This window comes from Nostoc favosum CHAB5714 (assembly GCF_020829495.1).
Classification (GTDB): Bacteria; Cyanobacteriota; Cyanobacteriia; order Cyanobacteriales; family Nostocaceae; genus Nostoc; species Nostoc favosum.
Window position 1 is genome coordinate 1 of record NZ_JAIVFQ010000035.1, and the last position, 20,688, is coordinate 20,688.

General features: G+C 41.4%; 21 protein-coding genes and 1 pseudogene. 15 read left to right on the plus strand and 7 right to left on the minus strand.

Annotated elements, in window-relative coordinates; all coding sequences use genetic code 11:
• Nucleotides 1-107: 107 nt before the first annotated feature.
• The gene (locus tag LC586_RS20970; protein WP_229486689.1) at nucleotides 108-1,295 is read right to left on the minus strand and encodes a glycosyltransferase; all 1,188 of its coding nucleotides are present in this window, start codon (nucleotides 1,293-1,295) and stop codon (nucleotides 108-110) included.
• An 839-nt stretch (nucleotides 1,296-2,134) separates the two neighbouring features.
• Here LC586_RS20970 and LC586_RS20975 point away from each other — a divergent pair.
• The 4 genes and pseudogenes from LC586_RS20975 (at nucleotide 2,135) to LC586_RS20990 (ending at nucleotide 4,829) form a co-directional block, all read left to right on the plus strand.
• Nucleotides 2,135-3,421: a proton extrusion protein PcxA gene (locus LC586_RS20975; RefSeq protein ID WP_229486636.1), complete on the plus strand. Its 1,287-nt coding sequence runs from the start codon at nucleotides 2,135-2,137 to the stop codon at nucleotides 3,419-3,421.
• A 111-nt stretch (nucleotides 3,422-3,532) separates the two neighbouring features.
• Nucleotides 3,533-4,015, plus strand: coding sequence for a hypothetical protein (locus LC586_RS20980; protein ID WP_229486637.1), 483 nt, complete (start codon nucleotides 3,533-3,535; stop codon nucleotides 4,013-4,015).
• Nucleotides 4,016-4,106: 91 nt separating this feature from the next.
• A pseudogene (locus tag LC586_RS20985) lies at nucleotides 4,107-4,313 on the plus strand (polyphosphate kinase 2 family protein); the annotation flags it as partial.
• A 156-nt stretch (nucleotides 4,314-4,469) separates the two neighbouring features.
• The gene (locus LC586_RS20990; RefSeq protein ID WP_229486690.1) at nucleotides 4,470-4,829 is read left to right on the plus strand and encodes a chemotaxis protein CheB; all 360 of its coding nucleotides are present in this window, start codon (nucleotides 4,470-4,472) and stop codon (nucleotides 4,827-4,829) included.
• A gap of 146 nt (nucleotides 4,830-4,975) precedes the next feature.
• On the opposite strand, the gene LC586_RS20995 is transcribed toward LC586_RS20990, so the two are convergent.
• Nucleotides 4,976-5,416: a hypothetical protein gene (locus LC586_RS20995; protein WP_229486638.1), complete on the minus strand. Its 441-nt coding sequence runs from the start codon at nucleotides 5,414-5,416 to the stop codon at nucleotides 4,976-4,978.
• Nucleotides 5,417-5,444: 28 nt separating this feature from the next.
• Here LC586_RS20995 and LC586_RS21000 point away from each other — a divergent pair, with 28 nt between their 5' ends.
• The 6 genes from LC586_RS21000 (at nucleotide 5,445) to LC586_RS21025 (ending at nucleotide 11,198) form a co-directional block, all read left to right on the plus strand.
• Nucleotides 5,445-6,041, plus strand: a complete 597-nt coding sequence (locus LC586_RS21000) for a MiaE family protein (protein ID WP_229486691.1) — start codon at nucleotides 5,445-5,447, stop codon at nucleotides 6,039-6,041.
• An 18-nt stretch (nucleotides 6,042-6,059) separates the two neighbouring features.
• Nucleotides 6,060-6,464, plus strand: a complete 405-nt coding sequence (locus LC586_RS21005) for a VOC family protein (RefSeq protein WP_229486639.1) — start codon at nucleotides 6,060-6,062, stop codon at nucleotides 6,462-6,464.
• An 846-nt stretch (nucleotides 6,465-7,310) separates the two neighbouring features.
• Entirely contained in the window at nucleotides 7,311-8,615 is a 1,305-nt protein-coding gene (locus LC586_RS21010; RefSeq protein ID WP_229486640.1) for an alkaline phosphatase PhoX, read from the plus strand.
• An 832-nt stretch (nucleotides 8,616-9,447) separates the two neighbouring features.
• On the plus strand, nucleotides 9,448-9,939 hold the full coding sequence (locus tag LC586_RS21015; RefSeq protein WP_229486641.1) for a GNAT family N-acetyltransferase: 492 nt from the start codon (nucleotides 9,448-9,450) through the stop codon (nucleotides 9,937-9,939).
• A gap of 37 nt (nucleotides 9,940-9,976) precedes the next feature.
• Nucleotides 9,977-10,654, plus strand: coding sequence for a ComF family protein (locus tag LC586_RS21020; protein ID WP_229486642.1), 678 nt, complete (start codon nucleotides 9,977-9,979; stop codon nucleotides 10,652-10,654).
• 88 nt (nucleotides 10,655-10,742) lie between these two features.
• Nucleotides 10,743-11,198, plus strand: a complete 456-nt coding sequence (locus LC586_RS21025; protein WP_229486643.1) for a PPC domain-containing protein — start codon at nucleotides 10,743-10,745, stop codon at nucleotides 11,196-11,198.
• 60 nt (nucleotides 11,199-11,258) lie between these two features.
• Here LC586_RS21025 and cobS read toward each other — a convergent pair whose 3' ends face one another.
• Nucleotides 11,259-12,038: an adenosylcobinamide-GDP ribazoletransferase gene (gene cobS, locus LC586_RS21030; protein WP_229486644.1), complete on the minus strand. Its 780-nt coding sequence runs from the start codon at nucleotides 12,036-12,038 to the stop codon at nucleotides 11,259-11,261.
• Between the two features lie 377 nt (nucleotides 12,039-12,415).
• On the opposite strand from cobS, the gene LC586_RS21035 reads away from it, so the two are divergent.
• The 5 genes from LC586_RS21035 (at nucleotide 12,416) to psbM (ending at nucleotide 15,446) form a co-directional block, all read left to right on the plus strand.
• On the plus strand, nucleotides 12,416-12,868 hold the full coding sequence (locus LC586_RS21035) for a hypothetical protein (protein WP_229486645.1): 453 nt from the start codon (nucleotides 12,416-12,418) through the stop codon (nucleotides 12,866-12,868).
• 372 nt (nucleotides 12,869-13,240) lie between these two features.
• Entirely contained in the window at nucleotides 13,241-14,428 is a 1,188-nt protein-coding gene (gene tgt, locus LC586_RS21040; protein ID WP_229486646.1) for a tRNA guanosine(34) transglycosylase Tgt, read from the plus strand.
• A 120-nt stretch (nucleotides 14,429-14,548) separates the two neighbouring features.
• On the plus strand, nucleotides 14,549-14,686 hold the full coding sequence (locus tag LC586_RS21045; RefSeq protein WP_006195022.1) for a photosystem II reaction center protein K: 138 nt from the start codon (nucleotides 14,549-14,551) through the stop codon (nucleotides 14,684-14,686).
• A 186-nt stretch (nucleotides 14,687-14,872) separates the two neighbouring features.
• Entirely contained in the window at nucleotides 14,873-15,169 is a 297-nt protein-coding gene (locus LC586_RS21050) for a 2Fe-2S iron-sulfur cluster-binding protein (RefSeq protein ID WP_229486647.1), read from the plus strand.
• 160 nt (nucleotides 15,170-15,329) lie between these two features.
• The gene (psbM, locus tag LC586_RS21055) at nucleotides 15,330-15,446 is read left to right on the plus strand and encodes a photosystem II reaction center protein PsbM (RefSeq protein WP_100901506.1); all 117 of its coding nucleotides are present in this window, start codon (nucleotides 15,330-15,332) and stop codon (nucleotides 15,444-15,446) included.
• A gap of 84 nt (nucleotides 15,447-15,530) precedes the next feature.
• On the opposite strand, the gene LC586_RS21060 is transcribed toward psbM, so the two are convergent.
• From LC586_RS21060 to LC586_RS21075, 4 genes are all read right to left on the minus strand, one after another.
• Nucleotides 15,531-16,382, minus strand: coding sequence for a universal stress protein (locus LC586_RS21060; protein WP_229486648.1), 852 nt, complete (start codon nucleotides 16,380-16,382; stop codon nucleotides 15,531-15,533).
• A 524-nt stretch (nucleotides 16,383-16,906) separates the two neighbouring features.
• Nucleotides 16,907-18,478: an alkaline phosphatase D family protein gene (locus tag LC586_RS21065; RefSeq protein ID WP_229486649.1), complete on the minus strand. Its 1,572-nt coding sequence runs from the start codon at nucleotides 18,476-18,478 to the stop codon at nucleotides 16,907-16,909.
• A 422-nt stretch (nucleotides 18,479-18,900) separates the two neighbouring features.
• The gene (locus tag LC586_RS21070; RefSeq protein WP_229486650.1) at nucleotides 18,901-20,166 is read right to left on the minus strand and encodes a glutamate-5-semialdehyde dehydrogenase; all 1,266 of its coding nucleotides are present in this window, start codon (nucleotides 20,164-20,166) and stop codon (nucleotides 18,901-18,903) included.
• 4 nt (nucleotides 20,167-20,170) lie between these two features.
• Nucleotides 20,171-20,578: a hypothetical protein gene (locus LC586_RS21075; protein ID WP_229486651.1), complete on the minus strand. Its 408-nt coding sequence runs from the start codon at nucleotides 20,576-20,578 to the stop codon at nucleotides 20,171-20,173.
• Nucleotides 20,579-20,688: the final 110 nt, after the last annotated feature.

Genomic DNA, 20,688 nt, shown 5'->3' on the forward strand with positions numbered 1-20,688 from the left:
TCCCTCATCTCCCCCTGCTCCCTCATCTCCCCCTGCTCCCTCATCTCCCCCTGCTCCCTCATCTCCCCCTGCTCCCTCATCTCCCCCTGCTCCCTCATCTCCCCCTCTTACATCAACTCCATCTCCCGCAACCCCTGGCGTAGTCTCTTCGCCTCTTCGGGATTATACCTTTCATGAAGGGCGATCGCTTTTCTAAAAGCTGTTAAACTATCTTGATGATTGCCAACTTTGAGCAACACTACTCCTAAATTTTGATAGGCTTCGGCATAGTTGGGATTTAACTCAATTGCATTTTGATAATATGCGATCGCATCTGTAAATAAACCCAAAGCTTTAAATATCATCGCCAAATTATAATGTCCAAAAACAAAATTAGGGTCAATTTTCAAAGTTGTGGCGTAAGCAGTTTTCGCACCGTTTAAATCTCCTGCTGCTTTGAGTAAGTTACCCAAGTTAATGTATGCTCCAAGTTTGAGCATAGGGTAAATTGGCAATTTGATCGCAGCTTGATAATGAGAAATAGCCTGTGGGGATTTTTGCAACCGACTGTAAGCAATGCCTAAATGGTAATGGAGTTCATATAAAATATCGTAGTTTTCTTCAGCACCGATGATTCCTCGTCTAAGCAACTCCATACCTTGGGTAATTTTCCCAGTTTCCACATACAATGCCCCTAATTTACTGCAAACATAGGGGTCATCAGGATGAGTAGCGAGAAACCCTTCCATTGCTGTAGCTGCTTTAGCATATTTGTTATTTTGAGCGATCGCACTTTTTTGATATCCTACGTGTAAAAGTGCCACTCCTGGTAAATAACCTACTTGCCAATGGGGTTCTTTGTTTATAATTGCTGACACACTATCATCCACTAGGGCATGATAAGGACGGTCAAAGCGAATATCTGGATGATTGCGGAACAGCCTGGAAACCAGAGAATAGGGAGATTGTTCTGCACCAATCTCGTGGCGGACGAGGTTGATGAGCAGGTATTCATCTCTTGCGATCGCCTCTCGCAACTGCGGTACAATTCCTGGTGTGAGAGTTTCATCAGCATCTAATACCAAAATCCAATCACCAGTGACATATTTTAGAGCTGCATTACGGGCAGCACTGAAGTCATTACACCATTTAAAATGATAGACTTTTGCACCGAGTTGTTGGGCAATATTGGGAGTGCGATCGATTGAGCCTGTATCCAAGACTACCATTTCATCCACCACTTTTCGGACACTGCTCAGGCATTTAGGCAGTGTTGCTGCTTCATTTTTCACAATCATGCACAGACTGAGTTTCATATTGCCAATAAATTCTGGTTCAAACTTTTTGCTTACTGTAGTGACCAACTTTTATTTTGTGCCGATATAGCATCAGACCATCATAAGGCGAGTTTTTAATAAACGACAGTCATTAGTCATTAGTCATTTGTCATTTGTCAAGAGTTACTCTCCCCCAGCTAGAACTGCCTTATCCCAACGACTTGCTCATAGCATTGCAAGGGAGGGGGTATGCACCAATGACGAATGACTAATGACTACTTAATTAAAAATTCTTAAATTTTACTTGTAATATCATGTCCGCATAATTAGTTATGATTCCCACAGTCATTGCACCCCACCCCTCCCGAAGAGCGGGGAGGGGATTAAGGGATGGGGTTTTTCGGGTTTAATAAGTAATCAAGCGGACATGATATAAGACAAGCTGACTGAAACGAACTCAAGATATATTTATTTTGATTTTTTGATAATTTTTATAAATAAGGCTAAAAAATCTTAACAGGCTGAGTCTCTACAAGGCTTGCTATATCAAGCTATAAAGTGTAATTTTGATTCGTGTCATACTACTATTTACCGACAATGGTGAACCGAGTCGATTTAAAATCATAGAAAATCGCTTCTTCACTCTACCTAATCTTCTAATATGTGTACACTCGAAATAATAAAATTATCGGGCGTTGCTGAATAAGTGGATGAATGTTTCACGCAAAAGCGCAAATACACAAAGGAAAATCTCTAAAATTATCTCGCATTTATCCAACGTAATTTATCTAATATATGTTAGGTAATGATTAAGAATATTTTCAACTAAATATTAACCATTTTTAATGGTTATATAACTCTTATCCACATTATATATAATGAAAAATTCCTTCGCCAGAACAGCAAATTTACTTCGCCAAAATCTCAAATATTATTTGCGATCGCTTAACGTTTGGTTTTTAGATACACCAGAAAGGGCACTCTTAGAAGCTCAACAAGCAGCTCAGAGAATTAAAAACATTGAGATAGAACATTTTGAAGGCAAGAAAATATCTTCACGATCAGTAAATTATACTGAAAATGTGATGTCTTATTGGCAAGGATACCTCGATAAGAACTTAACTACTATCAAAGTAAGACTTATAGAGTTTCGGCTTAGTCGGAAAATTTTAAATCTCTCTAATTCCGTATTGTTAGAACAATTGAAAATTATTGATGAAGTTGTAGAGAAGTACGCTATAAAAGATGAAATAATTAGCAACAAGGCGTTAGTATCAACTTCTCAAACACTACAAATTAACCAGAGCGAAATCAACAAACAGCCATTATCTAATATTGATAATATCCGACCTAAACTTCCATCTCAACAAACTAGATTATTATCGAGGTCAATGGGTCAAAGACTTAATAGAATCAAAGCAGATATTACACCGCAGACGGAAGAAGAGTTTGTCAGAAATTACCGACTTTCTAAAAATAGGACAAGAATTGCCATTAGATTTATACTAACGTTAATTATTGTTCCATTTTTAACTCAGCAATTATCTAAAGAGTTTTTAGTATATCCCATATTAGAAAGAAGCAGAGAAAACAATATAAATCAAATTTTTATTAATTCTGATATGGAAAAAGAAGTTCTCCATGAATTACATAATTATCAACAAAGCCTGATGTTTGAATATTTACTAAATCAAGCACCACCAATTTCTTCAGAAGTAATAAAAGAAAAGATAAAAAACAAAGCCATTGAGATAGCTGAGGAATTTCACATAAAATATAATAGTGCTATTAGTAATGTCTTCGCTGATTTAATATCACTAATTTATTTTAGTATAATTGTCATCATAAGCAAAAAAGAAATTGTAATTGTGAAATCTTTTCTAGATAATATTGTTTATGGACTAAGCGATAGTGCCAAGGCCTTTTTAATTATTCTCTCTACAGATATATTTTTAGGATTTCACTCACCAGATGGGTGGAAGGTTATTCTTGAAGGATTAGCAGAACATTTAGGACTGCCGGCCAATAGAAATATAATATTTTTCTTTATCGCTACATTTCCGGTGATTTTAAACACTATCTTTAAATACTGGATATTCCGCTATCTGAGTCGCTTATCACCGTCGGCATTAGCTACGTTAAAAGAGATGGACGAGAGTAATTGATAATTCGTAATTCGTACTTCGTAATTCGTAATTTGTAATTCATAATTATTTTGGCGTATTTGTCTCCTGATTCGCTAGGCTATGTATATCCTGGTTCTTCTGAAGCGTACTATGGATTTTGAAAGCAAAGCCAATGCCCCAACTCCCACAGACAACATAGAGTTTGCTCAACCAACTACTAGCCGTAAGCCATTAGAATTGCTGCGAGATACTGAGGCTTTACTACGCCGCCCAACCGTAGCAACACTGTCGCCGATTTTGCCACCAAAACTGAGCAATAAGTTCCAAGCAACGTCATCTTTGGCAGATGATTCTTTTAAGGAATTGGCAGAAATTGACCTAGACAGTATTAGTGATTTTGAACTGCGACATGCACGAATTGGTGTTGGCTTAAGCTTTGTTGGTTTTGGGGCGCTGATGATATTAGTACTGCTGCTGTACTTAAACACGTTGCGTCCAGAACTCAGTACGGGTGAGCAAATTCGGCAATACTGGTATCAATATGTTTTGTTTGTCAGTTTGGGTGTTACAGGGATGTTTATGTTGGGCCGTGAAGCGATGCGTCCTATGCCAAGGCGACGGAAATCAAAATAGCAAGTGCTGAGTAAAAGTAATTCGTAATACCTTACGGCTTCGCGTAGCGTTTCACAGGAAAGGTTTCTCTACGCGATGCTGCACCTACCTTGCTTATGAAGAAGTTTTCAACAACACTAGTACAGAATGGGCCCCGTGGTATATTATTCCTGCCGATCGCAAATGGTTTACACGCCTGACTGTTGCCAATATCATCTGCACAAAATTACAAGAACTCAATCTGCAATACCCGACAATTAGTGAGGAACATAAACAGCAACTTTTGCAGGCAAAACGCATTTTAGAACAGGAGGATTGAGTTATTCTTTTAATAAAGAAAGAAAGAAAGAAAGAAAGAAAGGGTTAAAATAACATAAATATGCTGTATAATATATTTGGATTAAAGATGAATTTTAAATTTATTAATGATTTTTGTAACTAAAGAAGTTTGTCTGATAGTGACAGCCAAAAAATCATGACTCAGATGGCAGAAAATGCCAAAAATCATCTACCTCACTTTAATAATGCTGCCTTTGATGTTGTGGCGATCGCAGCCTCAGCAGGAGGTCTAACTGCTTTAATTAAATTGCTATCGATACCTTCAGAATTTACAGCCGCGATCGCCATTGTGCTAACTGGAACGGGTAGCGACGGCGCGATGGGAGTAGAAGCAATTAAAAAAATGGGCGGTATCATCATTGTTCAAGACGTAAAAACCGCCGAATTTTCCGGGATGCCTTCCGCCGCAATTCCAACTGGCAATGTAGATTTTATTCTCCCCCTCGATGAAATCTCCAGCGCCCTGGTAACTTTGGTCATGGGAGAATGTTACTAAGCTGAGGGGCTGAAGAAATATATTTTAAAATGCAACTTGGTGTCAACATAGTTTAAGTTATATCTTGCACCTGCCCACTTTCCCGCCAGAGAATAAATTCTCTGGCTAATAGCGTAAGTCCACTAAGCGTGGACTCCAATCCTTCCTTATTCAGTCTTCAATAGATAGACTTTAGCTATCAGCCTCAGAATTAATTCTGAGGCGGTTGTTGGGACTGGTGCAAGTTCTGAGTTAACGTCATTAATGAGGCTCAGAACTCCTTTAATGAGTCTTTGATACTCATTAATGAGGCTTAGAACTCCTTTAATGAGTCTTTTTTGCTCATTAATGAGGCTTAGAACTCCTTTAATGAGTCTTTGATACTCATTAATGAGGCTTAGAACTCCTTTAATGAGTCTTTGATACTCATTAATGAGGCTCAGAACTCCTTTAATGAGTCTTTGATACTCATTAATGAGGCTCAGAACTCCTTTAATGAGTCTTTGATACTCGCAGACGCAGTTCAGAACTCCATTCCTTTGCCCCCAGCCCTCTGCCCCTACCCTATGACTTCCCCAGAAAAAGACCCCGAATTTGAAAAAATCCAAAATCCAAAATCCAAAATTGATTGACTCTGTGCTTACTCAGTTACCAACTATCAACGCCCTGAAACAACCCACTAGCTCTGCTTGGGTTGAACAAGCAATCGCTAATTTAGACATCATCTTACTCGACCACTCGCACTGTGAACGCAAAGCAGCAGGCGTAGCCTTGAACATGATGTTTCGCTACCCTTCCAATACTAAAATGGTTCGGGAATTAACTGCGATCGCCCGCGAAGAACTAGAACACTTTGAGCTAGTTAACCAATGGTTAGAACGCCGGAATATTCCCCTAGCTCCCCTACCACCGCCTCCCTACGGCGCGGGTTTAAAAGCTGCTGTCCGCCCCAAAGAACCTGAGCGATTTCTGGATTCCTTACTAGTCACTGGTTTAATAGAAGCTCGCTCTCACGAACGCCTGGGATTATTAGCTGCTCACTGTCCAGAGCCAGAGTTAGCAAAATTTTATCGTGGGCTAATGGCATCCGAAGCGCGTCACTACGGTATATATTGGGTTTTAGCTGCTACTTATTTCGACAAAGAAATTGTCATGCAACGGCTTGATGAATTAGCAATTGTCGAAAGTGAGTTGCTGGCGACTTTGCACCCAGAACCTAGAATTCACAGTTAGTAGACTAAGGTAACAGATATGAAGCTTCAGTTAACACACCTGAGACTGCTTGTCTCCAACTATAAAGATTCTTTTCTGTTCTACCGGGATCTGCTGAAATTTGATGTCGATTGGGGCGATGAAGATAGCGGATATGCTGAGTTTAATACCGGATATCTTAAGCTCGGTTTGTTCAAAAAAGAATTAATGGCTGAAGTAGTTCCAAGAATCGAACAGCCTTCATATATTGCCAATCGAGATAAAATTGTCTTGATTTTCGCAGTCGATAACGTGGATGAGGTCTATGAGCAAGTAAAAGTTCAGAATGCGATCGTTGTAACTCAACCACAAGATCGCCCCGACTGGGGAATCCGCACAGCTCATTTTCGCGATCCTGATGGCAATCTCATCGAAATCTACAACAATTTAGGAATTGTCAGTTAAAAGTTCGCTGTTAGTTTGATTTATTATTGCCCACTTACTTATTGCACTATCAATACGTCCCCCTACAATTTTAGGCATTTCTAGCCTTCCAAATTCCTTGGTCATTAAAGCTAGAATAATGTTTAATTACAGTTCTAATCAGGCTAGCTTACACTATTCAGGTTCACTGTCTATAGCGCTTCTCGAATGGAAGCAATACACTTTGACCTCTCTCCAAACCTCTCTCCTAAAAGGAGAGAGGCTTTGAGTCTTACTCCCCTTCCCTTGCAGGGAAGGGGCTGGGGGTTAGGTCTGTATTTCATGCAATTGAGAACCGCTATATATAGGATGCTGGCTTTTTCTTCAGCACTCTATTCATAAAACCAATAACCAAAATATAAAAAATTGGCGCAATTTTTGGTATGATTAATGTCTATAATAACTTCAGAGAAATTGTATCATTTAGATTTGAATTAAGCCTTAAAATTCCTGATTAGTTTTTCCCATAAAATAATTTATTCGCTTAAACATATCTTTAAATTTTTTTAACTGATTTTTGTATTAGTACCAGCATCTACAAATTTGCTTTTATTACTTATTTTATAAAAATCACTCTTATATTTTATTTTTTTACCTTTTAAGGGTGCGATTAAATAAATCTGCGATCGCAGATTTATTTATCCAGTACCAGGATTTAGGTAGTGGTATTATATAACCTTGTATACAGAAATGTTACTTGTTTTGGTAAATTTTTATGTAAGTTTAGATTGGATTAACTAACCCTAAATTAAATAAAGCATTACCCAAACTTAATCAAAATCAAATATTTTTTATTAAGCATTATATTTAAGTAACCAAACCATCCTCATGACATTTTCAAGACGTAAATTCTTTGCAGTAGCAGGTACAACTGCTGTCGGCACTTTGATGGTGTCTCCTTTAGAAGGTCTTCTTGCTAAACAGACTTTTGGTCGAAGATTTGGTAAAGGATATGGGCCACTTGTACCAGATCCCAAAGGCTTGTTAGATTTACCCGCCGGATTTCAGTATCGAACTTTTTCTCTAACAGGTGAATTAATGAGCGACCACACTAAAGTGCCTGGTGGTCATGATGGTATGGCAGCTTTTCCCGGCCCCAAAAACACAGTTATTCTGGTTCGTAATCACGAACTTAGCCCTACTTCTGATACACAAGTTCAGGGTACAAATCCTTACGATCCATTTTGTAAAGGTGGCACAACAAATTTGATTGTTGGGCCTAATTGCCAGCTAATCAAACACTTCACTTCTCTAAGTGGAACTTTTCGTAACTGTGCAGGTGGACTAACTCCTTGGGGTTCATGGATTAGTTGTGAAGAAAACACCTCCACTCCGACTTCGTTTGGGCTAGGAGATAGAAACTATGTCTCGAAGTTCCACGGCTATAACTTTGAAGTTCCAGCTAGCACCACTACTCCTGTGAAGCCTGAGCCTCTAATAGCTATGGGAAGATTTAACCATGAAGCTGTTGCCGTAGACCCCAAAACAGGAATTGTCTATGAAACTGAAGATAAGGGAGATAGTCTCTTCTACCGTTTTATCCCGAAAGTACGTGGCAAGTTAAAGGAAGGAGGCACTCTTCAAGCTTTAAAATTCAAAGATATCTTTCAAGCACAAACCTTTGCGGATTTCCCCAAGCGGAAGCCGATGAAAGTCGAATGGGTGACGATTACTGAGCCAAATCCACCAGAAGATACTGTACGAGTAGAAGGTTTCGCAAAAGGAGCGGCCCAGTTTGCTCGTGGAGAAGGTATCTGGTACGGTAACGGTGAATTTTACTTTTGCTGCACAAGTGGTGGTGCTTTAGGGCTTGGCCAAGTGTGGCGCTATATTCCGGCTAAAGAGACAATTGAACTGTTTGTAGAGTCTACATCTGTTGCCGAACTAGAAAATCCAGATAACATAGTTGTTTCACCTTACGGCGATCTCATTCTTTGTGAAGATGGAGATGATCAGCAGTTCTTAGTAGGTGTTACTCCCAAAGGAGAACTTTATCAATTCGCGCGTAATGCTCTGAATACAAACGAGTTCGCTGGTGCTTGCTTCTCACCTGATGGTAAGACTTTGTTTGTCAATATCCAAACTCCTGGTATTACTTTCGCAATTTGGGGCCCTTGGACAAGTCATAACTGATATTACAGCTATTTTCAGGTAAATAGACTACGCGGTAGGGGCACAGCATTGCTCATAGGTGTCAACTTAACGTGAAACCCTTGTAAAGACGTGATATTGAGTTCACTCACTTACCCATCATGCGTCACCCAACCCCGGTTTTGTCTAAAGCCAAAACTTCCCCTCCTGCTTGCGGGGAGGGGATTAAGGGGAGCCAGTGCGGTCTTGGGGTTCACCTGCGTGGAGCCGGATAGCGTGTGGGGTAAAATGACTGTGGAATGAAGCTCTCTGACTTAAGTTGACACCAATGAGCATTGCTGTGCCCTTACAACAGATCTGACTTTTCACGGTATCTGGAAAACACCTTTTTGAGCTTTTCTCAGACCATGATTTTTACGTGAGTCATTTTCATTAACTTAAAGCTATTGAGAATTAGCTTGTGGAAAAAGTCACGTTGTTTCGCGGTTTGAGGACTTCCCGTGAAAAGTCAGTACAACAGATGTGGTTCAAATATATGATTTCTGCTGTAAGTTGTAAGATCAATGTCCGCGACACCGAATAGCCCGCACAACTCTTGGAGACGCTGCGCCCAGCAAGATCCCCGAAGTGGTACGACATGGTTCGACTCCGCTCACCAGCCGCTCAGTGACCACCGCAGGCATCGCTACTATATCGTTGAATTATCGTTGGTAAAGAGACTTGGGGAGGGGAAAACAATTCCTCTCCCCAAGTCTCTTTATTGACACCTTGAGAGTACCGCCTGAAATGGACTCTGCCATAAAAGCTATTTGCTGAGTAAATTGGGATATAGAACCAGAAATATTTTCTGGGTAAACTTGACCAGCAAATGGTAATGAAAAACTATTATCAAGATTTTTTAATCCGTGATTGGGTGCAAAGCGATCGCACAAGAGCCGCCGAAGTCATCAGTTATGTATTATCAGAATACGGTCTGGGTTGGGAACCAAAGGGCGCTGACCGAGATGTGCTGGGAGTAGAGGAATATTATTTAGCTACTGGGGGAGAGTTTTGGGTAATTGAACACCAAAGCCAGCTAGTGGGTACTGGAGCATACTACCCCATAAACCGTGGCGAAAAAGCTGTAGAAATCCGCAAAATGTATCTTTTGCCCAGCATTAGGGGTTTAGGATTAGGGAAATATTTGTTACAACAGCTAGAAGCAGCGATCGCAGAGCGTGGTTTTGAGCAAATTTGGATTGAAACCGCCAGCGTTTTAGTAGAAGCAGTCAAGCTCTATGAAAGCAACGGCTACACTCCAGCAACGGGAGTAAAAACAACAAGGTGCGATCGCGTGTATGTTAAGTCATTGGTCAAACACAAATGACAAATGACAAATGACTAATGACTAAGGACAACCCTAAATGCACACTTGGATTAAAAATTTTACAGGCTTACTCAATCTTTTTCTCCAATCCCATTGTCCTCTGTGCCAACGTGCAACCTCGCAAGAATTTTGTCAAAATTGCACCAGACAACTGCAAAAATGTCAACGTCAAGACCCGATTTCTTTGTGGCAAGAGCCAATACCAGTATTTGGCTGGGGGGAGTATGGTGGCCCGGTGAAACGAGCGATCGCAACGATGAAATACGAAAATCAACCCCAAATAGCTCGTCCCTTGGGTCACTGGTTAGGAGAAGCATGGTTGTTAAATTCACCAAGCCGAGATAGCCAGCCTGTAGTAGTTCCCATCCCACTCCACCCTAGCAAGCAAAAGCAACGTAAATACAATCAAGCCGCACTCATAGCCCAAAGCTTCTGCGAAATAACTGGATTAAAATTGAAACTAAACGGTTTAGCAAGAGTGCGAGAAACTGAAGCGCAATTTGGTTTATCAGTATCTAAACGAGAAAAAAACTTGGCTAACGCTTTTGCTGTTGGCCAAGAATTTCGCCATCGTCCCCCAAATGTCCCAGTGCTGTTAGTGGACGATATTTATACTACTGGTGCTACTGCTAGGTCTGCTGTGCAAGCACTTCGCCAATATGGAATTGTGGTTTTAGGATTAGTAGCAGTAGCCACTGCCGTCAAAGACGGATAAATCAAGAATTAATGGGCAGGTTTTAGCAGATTAAGTACATAAATTGACCGAATTACCCTATTTTTGTAGACAAAATTGCTTGAAATGTATGAATAAAGTTTTTGCGGCAGGTTTAAAACAACTCATCATTATTCCTGCCACATTGCTGGCAATAGGTATAAGTACAAGTGCAACTTTTGCTCAAAATAAGTTGTATAGTCCAATTCCTTTATCTAACAGTACTGAATTTTCCGATCGCCTCTCAGACAAAGACATTCCCACAGGTCAAGGTGGGTTTGCCCGTGATTATACAGTGAAGTTAGAGAAGGGCGATAATTTAGCAGTTGACCTGTCATCAGAAAACTTTGACAGCATCATCACCCTGCTAGCACCTGATGGATCGACTTTGGCAGAAAATGATGATGGCCCTGATGGTACTAGCAATTCCCTACTATTTACTCGCATCGTAGAGACAGGGGATTATGTGATTCGTGTCCGGTCTTTTGGGGAAACTGGGATTGGGGCTTTTAAACTCAAGGTGACAAAGCTGCAACCGATTAAGTAAAGTTAGGAGTTAGGAGTTAGGAGTTTGGAGTTTGGAGTTTGGATTTTTAACTCCTCACTCCTAACTTCCCAGAGCGGTCAATACACACAGAAATAAGGCTTCAGTCCACTCAACGACTGCGCCGTAGGTATCTCCTGTGTGTCCGCCTAATTTGTGGTTGAACCATGCACCAGTTAAAGTGGCGATCGCACTTCCAGCAATTATCATTGTCAGTGCGAGAAATAGTTGCTGTTTATCTATCAACCAAACTAAACCACTCAAACTAAACAGCAACAACAATCCTGGTAACAAATCTTTGTAAGAACGAATGGCTTGTTTGTGAAGCGCACCTTTGCCAGTTGGTTTCAGGTAAGGATATCGTGCGATCGCTACTTGTTGTCCCCAACGTCCCCAGCCACAAGCAGCCATCAGCAACAACCAACGGTTTTCTGGCATATCCGTCAAAGCAGTTATTTTTAGTATCACCAAGGCGATCGCTGCCATTGCCCCAAATGCACCTGTAGCACTATCTGTCATCACTTCCAGCCGTCGATTTGGATCGCCTACTGCCAAACCATCGGCAGTATCCATTGCCCCATCTAAGTGCAGTCCACCAGTTATGGCAATCCAAACGCTGACTACTAAAGCACTACGAGTTAACACTGGCATACCCAGATAATCCATCCCCGTATCCAGTAATCCTAAAATTCCCCCAATTATTAACCCTACAACCGAAGCAAGACGTGCCACTCCCCCAAAGTCTAATCCGTCCAAATACGGTACTGGAATACTTGTATAAAATATAATACTAGCTGCCAGCTTTAACAGCAGCTTTTTCCACCACTGTTGCTGTTTCGTCATCTTAGTAACATTAATATATGGTTAATTGCTGGATAATAGACTTGGGTTCAGTACAACCAACATGAGCATACTTTAAAACTTTAGATAAGATTTACTTCTATTAGAGATTCTTCTTAAAAATTTTGTTATGCTGTTCTAAGTGGTAAATAAATAATCAAGCGTAGTTTTTATACAAAATAAGCAATGATTCAGGAAATTAAAATTACATCAGGGATCAAAATTAGTGTTTTGTATTCGTTAACTAAAAACTTACTTCAAATTATTTAGACGATTGCCCCACAAAATTGATATTTTTTAAATGTAGGAAGTAAACAAGCTATTCAATTATGACAGTTTAGCTATGTTGTCGCTCTCCTTAGCTCAATCGCTATTTTCCTATGAGTCACCATCTACCCGACATCAGGATACCAGCTCCGTGCATTATTAACACGGGCATCATTGTGAATAAGCTCGACATCCGGCGATTACTGACAGATTTAGGTCGAGTCCACTACATCTACACCCAAGAAGATAAGGTACTGAGCGAGGGTGAAGGAGATGTGATGGAAGTTTTTGCCAATCCGCAAAGGTCTACCTTAGTGGCTAACCACGCCCTATATCTGAATGTTTGTAGTTTTGATTACTTGGAACTAAAACAGTCGTCGCAACAAGAAACCTATTTTGATTTGATGCAAGAAGGAGTGTGTCTGCGGTTGATTCCCCGCTCAACCCCCATACAAGAGCGACGAGAGCGAAACTTCAATGTCAGCGCCATAGAAGCGATGATGGAGCAAGTCCTCTCAGCCAGATGGGATGCAGAAATTGACGATGACTGTTCTGATTCTTTTTAAATAACAATTAGTACAGTATATACTCGTAAAGTTGGTAACTAGGTTAGTAGTGAACGCTTAAATGTTCACGAAAACTCAATTGCCAGTTTTTATGTTTGTCCATAATTTAGTCCAATAATATTAATCTTGCCCTAATACCATTTGGTTTTATGGCTGCTAGTACCGCAAGGCGGAAGTCAAAAGTCAAAAAGCTTTCATTTTGGGCTTTCTGGCTGTTTTGAAATGGTAGGTTTATTTCTGCCACGTTGTACTAGTTATGGATTTCTGAAACTCTTTACTCATTAGCGTTTCACAATCCAAAATCTAAAATCGTTCGACTGAGCGTAGCCGTTCGCGTAGCGTTCCGCAGGAAAGTCTAAAATCCAAAATGGTATGAGTGCGAATTTTTCCTTTGAATGTCTCGCTTGCTGTAGCCAAACCAAAGCTAGAGCAGGAGTGTTTTTCACTCCTCACGGTGTTGTAGAAACCCCCAGATTTATGCCAGTGGGAACGCTGGCGAATGTCAAAACTATCACCCCAGCCCAGCTACGAGATACTGGGGCGCAAATGATCTTATCTAATACTTATCATCTTCACCTACAACCAGGGGAAGCGATCGTCGCTGGGGGTGGTGGGTTGCACAAATTTATGGGTTGGAATGGCCCAATGCTCACAGATTCGGGTGGGTTTCAAGTGTTCAGCTTAAGCGAGATGCGGAAAATTACTGAAGAAGGCGTCACTTTCCGCTCACCCCATGATGGACAAATTATTAACTTGACTCCTGAGTTATCCATTGAGATTCAAAATACTTTGGGGGCAGATGTGATTATGGCCTTTGATGAGTGTCCGCCTTACCCAGCTACTCGCCAAGAGGTTGAAACTGCAACTGAGCGCACTTATCGCTGGTTAGAACGCTGCATAACGGCTCATCAACGCAGTGAGCAGGCTTTGTTTGGGATTGTGCAAGGGGGCGTGTATTTGGATTTGCGTTGTCGTGCGGCGGAAGCTTTGGCTAAGTTGGATTTGCCGGGATATGCCATTGGTGGCGTGAGTGTAGGAGAACCACCAGAAATGATGGCTGAGATTGTGAAAGTGACAGCACCGCTTCTACCGCCTGAAAAGCCGCGTTATTTGATGGGTGTCGGTACTTATCGGGAAATGGCGATCGCGATCGCATCTGGTATAGATTTATTTGATTGCGTAATTCCCACCCGTTGGGCGAGACATGGTACAGCGATCGTGCAGGGCGGACGCTGGAACTTAAAAAATGCTAAGTTTCGTGAAGATTTTACGCCATTAGATGAAACTTGTCCTTGCTACACTTGCCAAAATTTTAGCCGTGCTTACATATCTCATTTAGTGCGATCGCAGGAAATTTTAGCTTATACCTTGTTGAGCATTCACAACATTACCGAACTAATTCGCTTTACGCAGCATATTAGAGAAGCAATATTAAGTGATCGCTTTGTCACAGAATTTGGTCACTGGCTCAACCAAGAAAGGGGAGATGAGGAAGATGAGGGAGATGGGGGGGGTAAGAGGGGCAGAGGAAACAGGGGAATAATAACTCCTAACTCCTAACTCCTAACTCCTAACTCCTAACTCCTAACTCCTAACTCCTAACTCCTAACAACCGACCAAACCATGTTAAGATATTTCTCAATTATGAACGCTGTGTTGGATAGTTGGATTTAAACAAACATGGAAGCAGCACTTTTATTAGCAAAACTGCCTGAAGCATACCAAATCTTTGATCCTTTGGTGGACGTTCTCCCAGTCATCCCCGTATTCTTCTTGTTGCTTGCTTTCGTTTGGCAAGCAGCCGTGGGATTTAGGTAAGTTAATCTATTTTTCAATTTATTAGGACAGGTACTATACCTGTTCTATTTTTTTGTGGGGCTATATTTTATAAAATTAATATTTATTAATATTTTGTAATGATTTAATATAATAAATAAGATGTGAATCAAGCCATGTCAATATGAAGCCTTGAAAGCCAAGCTTAGAGTCAAGGAGAAATCAGTTATGGGTAATATCAAATTCGTTAAAGAGAATAAAGAAGTAGTGGCGGCAGATGGTGCCAATCTCCGGCTCAAAGCGATGCAAAATGACATTGATATATATAAATTCATTGGTAAGATGACCAATTGCGGTGGGAATGGTCAGTGTGGTACTTGCATTGTGGAGATAGTCGAAGGACTAGAAAATCTTTCCCCCCGCACAGACGTAGAAAACCGCAAATTCAAAAAAAAGCCGGAAAATTACCGCCTAGCCTGTCAAACTTTAGTGAATGGCTCAGTCAGTGTAGTCACCAAGCCTTAAGTTCTCAAATCTGCCACTGCTTCAATTTGTATCCAGTCAGTAGTCAAAATACTTACCAAAATTAAGTTTCCTGATTTTGAATTTTGAATTGGTATAACTGTGTCGTCGATGATGCTATCCTAATGTTGTTGACTGGAAATTTAAGAGAGGTTTTCTTGCCATGCAAGTTAATGACCTGGGGTTCGTAGCGAGCATTTTGTTCGTACTAGTCCCCACTGTGTTTTTACTAATTCTGTACATCCAAACTGCTAGCCGCGAAGGTGGAAAAGATAATTAAGAGTTTGTGTATCAAATAAAGAACCCCTGCACCGGTAGTGTAGGGGTTTTTATTTATTTATCAACCATTAACTCTATTTTGACTTTAAGCGATCGTCCGCGCCAACAATACTGGACAAGTGGCATTGACTCGAACATAGTCAGACAAGGAAGATCCGATAAGTCGGTCTATATCAACAAAACTCTTAGCGATGGATGGACGACGATCTGGAGAACCGAGCAATAATAAGTCTATATTCAACTCTTCTGCCAACCGACAAATTTCTTCACCAGGTTTGCCACTACTGATATAACAACGAGATTGGATGCCCTGGTTTTTAGCTTCTGCAACTGCGGCTGCTAAAACAGGATTTTTATCTGAGTTAACCTCGGTTATTTCCGATTTTTTCCCGCCTAAATCTGTGACAACATTTGCCAAAATTAACTCGCCGCCCTGAATATCTCGCAGTAAAAACAGTGCCAATTTTAAGCAGTTTTTTGCAGAATCAGAGTTGTCTATTGCCACCATAATGCGCTTAATTCTTTTGACATAAATATCATCTTTTACCAGCAACATTGGGCGAGAAGATAGCTGGAAAACATACTGACTGACTGAGTTGGATAAAATGGATTGCAGGCGCTTCAGTCCGCGTGAACCCATAATAATCAAGTCAGCGTCGATTTCATCAGCTACTTGGCAAACTACATCTTTCGGGTCACCTTCGCGCAAAATTGAAGAAACCTGGCTAGGATCTAAGTTCAAAGTTTGAATGGCATTAGCTAATATTTTACCGCCATTTTCCCATTTAGCTGTCATGGTAGCAGCAGTATTTTGTGCCTGAACAACATGCAAAATTGTTACTTTTGCAGATTGAATTGAAGGAATTTCTTTCAGGGTTTTGAGCATTTCTTCTGCGTGTCCCAATCCCGATACAGCCAGCAAAATTTTTTCTATCATTTTACGTGATTGTTGTTAAGTTTACTTTAGTTATCGCTGTTATTACTTGGCTCAGGTCAGATTTTTACTGCCTTGCTCAACAACTTAGTCAGTAACTTGGCACAAATAAACTTTGTTTTTTTAGTATTTAACACTCAAACAAATGACAAAGTACAAAAAGCTCAACAAATGTTTAAGTTCATTTGCACCTATTTACTTAAGATGATCAACTAGACTGCAATTATTAAGCATAGTCTCAATTTCGCTTGGATAACTTAATAAATTATGATGTTAGTTATCATTTTTTATCTATATTCACTTTTTTTAATTAGAACTTAGTTAAGTATTGCAAAGAAATGCCAAAATAACTCTTCAAAAAGATTTATTATACTGTAAGCCGATACGCTTGGGTTAAGAAAATTTATTTGTTGAGGTACTATAAAGACCTCTAAGAAGGTTTTACTACGCAAAACCGTCCCTCTCCGAGTTGGAGAGGGAGAGACTTGAACTTTAGTTTAACTCAGGGAGGGTTTATCGAACTTCCCTTAACCTAGATGCGCTCCTGGTTGTCCGTTTTGGACTACAAAGGAAGCTAGGGTTTTGACAGAGGCATTCAAGTCAATGATGCTTGATACAACACGGTAGTCACTTTGCCAGCGTTGTGGGGTAAGCTTGCAGCGCACGTATCCCCGGAAAGCACCGTCAAAAAACTTAGTATGGGGATTGTTGGGTAGGGAAGCTTGAACTGAAGCGATGAATTCGGTAGGAAAATCAGAGGTAATTGAGGTTCCTACGAACTCAGTGCCTACTGTCGGTGAGTTTGGGTTATTAAAATCAAGCTTCAGATCATGAACCCAACTAGAATGGATGTCTCCGGTAATTACCACTGGATTAGAAGGTTTACGCTGGTTTAGAAAACTCAAGAGTCGATTACGTGCAGCCACGTAGCCGTCCCACTGATCCACATTGAAGACACCTGCACCTGGACTGCTATTAAAATTGTACTGGCCAAGCATGGTCTGTTGAGCAATCACATTCCAGCGCGATCGCGACTGATCTAACCCTTTTCGTAGCCATTGCTCTTGTTCTGAGCCGGTCATGGTAGCATTTGTATTAACAGCTTCGGGACAGCGAGGCTTAAGTCCGTCATCACAAGGTTGGTTAGTGCGGTACTGCCTGGTGTCTAGAACATTGAACTCAGCTAAATTACCGAAAGTGAACCGTCGATAAAGCAGCATGTCTGGGCCGTTAGGCAATGAAAACCGACGCAGAGGCATGTGTTCGTAGTAAGCCTGGTACGCGTTAGTTCGCCGTTTCCTAAAAGCCTCTTGGGTTTGGTTATCTTCGGGGATTAAGTTGGCGTAGTTGTTGTCAACTTCATGATCATCCCAAGTGACAATCCAGGGAAAAGCAGCATGAGCCGCTTGGAGATTCGGGTCAGTTTTGTACAGGGCGTGGCGATCGCGGTAGTCTGCAAGAGTGATAATTTCTGGACTATTATGCTGACGGGGCCCACCGGATTGTGGCCCGTATTCGTAAATGTAATCACCCAGATGAACCACAAGGTCGAGGTTTTCATCAGCCAAATGCCGATAAGCCGTATAATAGCCATTTTGCCAGTCTTGACAAGAGACAAAAGCAAAGTTCAGTTGTGATATAGAGCCATAAAATGCTGGTGCTGTGCGAGTCCGTCCAATAGGGCTTACTTCCCTACCCGCTTGAAATTGATACCAGTACCAACGGTCAGGGTCTAGTCCACGGACATCAACGTGAACTGAGTGTGCTAACTCTGGTGTCGCCAGCACTGTTCCTCGCCGCACCACGTGTTTCATGTTTTCATCAAGGGCAACTTGCCACCGCACAGGGACATTTACCAATGGCATTCCACCTCCAGAGAGTGGATTGGGAGCCAGTCGTGTCCAGATAACAACACCATCTGGCAAAGGATCACCAGAGGCAACACCAAGACTAAACGGATAATCAGAAAACCTTGAGTTAGCCAATACTGGATGCCATTGGCTACCTATTGTTAATCCTGTTAAGAATCCTGCACCCAGCAAAAAACTCCGCCGTCTGCACCGATTTGCTAGCAGGCGCGTACCATCCATAAGTTCCATATTCACCCCTACCCAGATGTAAATACAGTTGGCATTCAGGAGGGTCAGTTGTGAAAAGCACAAACAGTGGCTTAAATAATTCGTAATTCGTAATTCGTAATTCGTAATTCCAAAGAAAAGGTGGCTGCTTGATTGTTGCAGGGAATTCTAACCCGTCTAATAATTATGAATTATGAATTAGTAATTACTAATTATATTGACTTGACTTGTCTCCCAATAGCTGCTCAACCAAACACAAGAAACCTACCAACCTAAGATCAAGCAGAAATTAAGATTGTATTAAGTTTCAAATTGAATTGAGGCATGAGGCATTGGGACTGGGAGAATTTTGTGGGGGATTTAGACCCCAACCAAACAGAACTGCCGCTACAGAAACTTTTGTCAAACCCTTTACGAATTACGAATTACGAATTACGAATTATTTAAAACCTACCATTTCCCTGAACAATGTGCTTGACAGTGGTCAAGGTTTCCAGGCTAATAAATCCCCGACGATGACCTTTTTGGTTAGACATGCCAAGAAACACTGAATCTCCCCGTGAGGGGTTGCGGGAAAAACGCGGGGAAGTGTTGATATAGGTAGAAGCACTGTTAACTCCTAAAGCAAACTGCCGACTTTCCTGATACGATTCAGTAACGATAGAGTCGGCATGACCACTGCTGTATTCATTAATCCAGGCGATCGCAGCTTCTAAGCTATCCACCAATTTAAAAGCTACTGTCTTAGTTAAATAAGGGTTTCCCCATTCGCCTTCCTTCACCAGCTGCAACTGAGGAAAGGCTTTTACTAGTTCTGCATCCCCTTTAATTTCAAAGCCTTTTTCCATCAAGCTGTTCCACAGAACGGCTATTGACGATGGCAAGGCTTGGCGGTGAATTAGCACCTTTTCAATGGCATTAACTTGGTCTGGTTCGCTCTGATGGCTATTAAGAATCATTAAGCGCACCATTTCTAAACTGCTATTTAGCGACCAGTAGAGATAACAGTTACCCATCGCTGACTTTAAGACTGGGCAAGTTGACTGTCGTACTACCTGCTGTATCAAACTAGAACGTCCGTAGGGAATCACTAGATTCACGTACTGGTCTTGGGTGACTAAATCCCGAACCGAAGCACCATGTTCTGCTGTGATCAGTTCTAGACAGCCCGGAGGTAGTCCAACTTGGGCGATCGCACTTTGCAATACCTCAGCGATGACCGCGTTAGAATGGCTAGCTTCAGTACTGCCTTTGAGAATTATACTATTGCCAGTTTTGATACAAAAACCTGCTGCGATCGCTCCTAAATCTGGAAACGCCTCATAAATAAATGCAATTACTCCCAAGGGCATTAACTGGGTATAACTCTGGGAATCTTCCAGTTGATAATCAGCAGTTCTAACGCGCCGTAGGGGATCTGATAATTCCCCCAACCGTTGCAAAATGTCCACGGTCATCTCTAACCTTGTGGGAGTCAGCTTCAGCCAGTCCAATATCAACTCAGGCACTGCCATTTCCCGACTCGCTTCTAAATCCAAGGTATTGGCTTCTAGAATGTCGTCAAATGAGCGCTCAAGGGCTTGTGCCATTGCCAGTACTGCACGACTCCGGTCTGCTCCCTTTGTGATCCCCAACTTTAGGGAAGCATGATAGGCTCGTTGGGCACTAGTAATCGGTTCGGGGTGATCATCCAAAACTTCAACAGTCATTGAGTTAACGTCTGTAGGTAAGCCAGACCATTAGCGCTGGCAGAATAGCCAATAGCACCGCCACCATTGCCCAAGCAACAATGCTGGAACCATTTGCCAATCGCAGTGCTAATGGCAGCCATATAATCACTAGCACGAAAATAATGCCAAGTGCTATAGGCAGATAGCTTTCTCCCAAGCGCGGATGGACAACATGCCAACTATTTCCCATCCAACGCCAAGCCCGCTTATAGGGATAGGTGGTAGAAAGCTGTTCTAGGACATGACCATTATCTTCTACTACAAAGATTTGCTGACAGCGATCGCAACCAAATGCTTCTGTCAGCGTAATCGGAATTAACTGACCCCGGCGACGACAGGGACAGGGATATTCGGTATTGAAGTCTATTTTTTCGGGTTTTTGAGATTGCACAAGCGTTCTAATAACTTGAGCGTGTTTTACACGAACTGTGAGAATATGATCCCTTAGTAAATGCCTTAGAGGCTTCTCCCTTTATGAAGATAAACAGGCGATGTTTAACG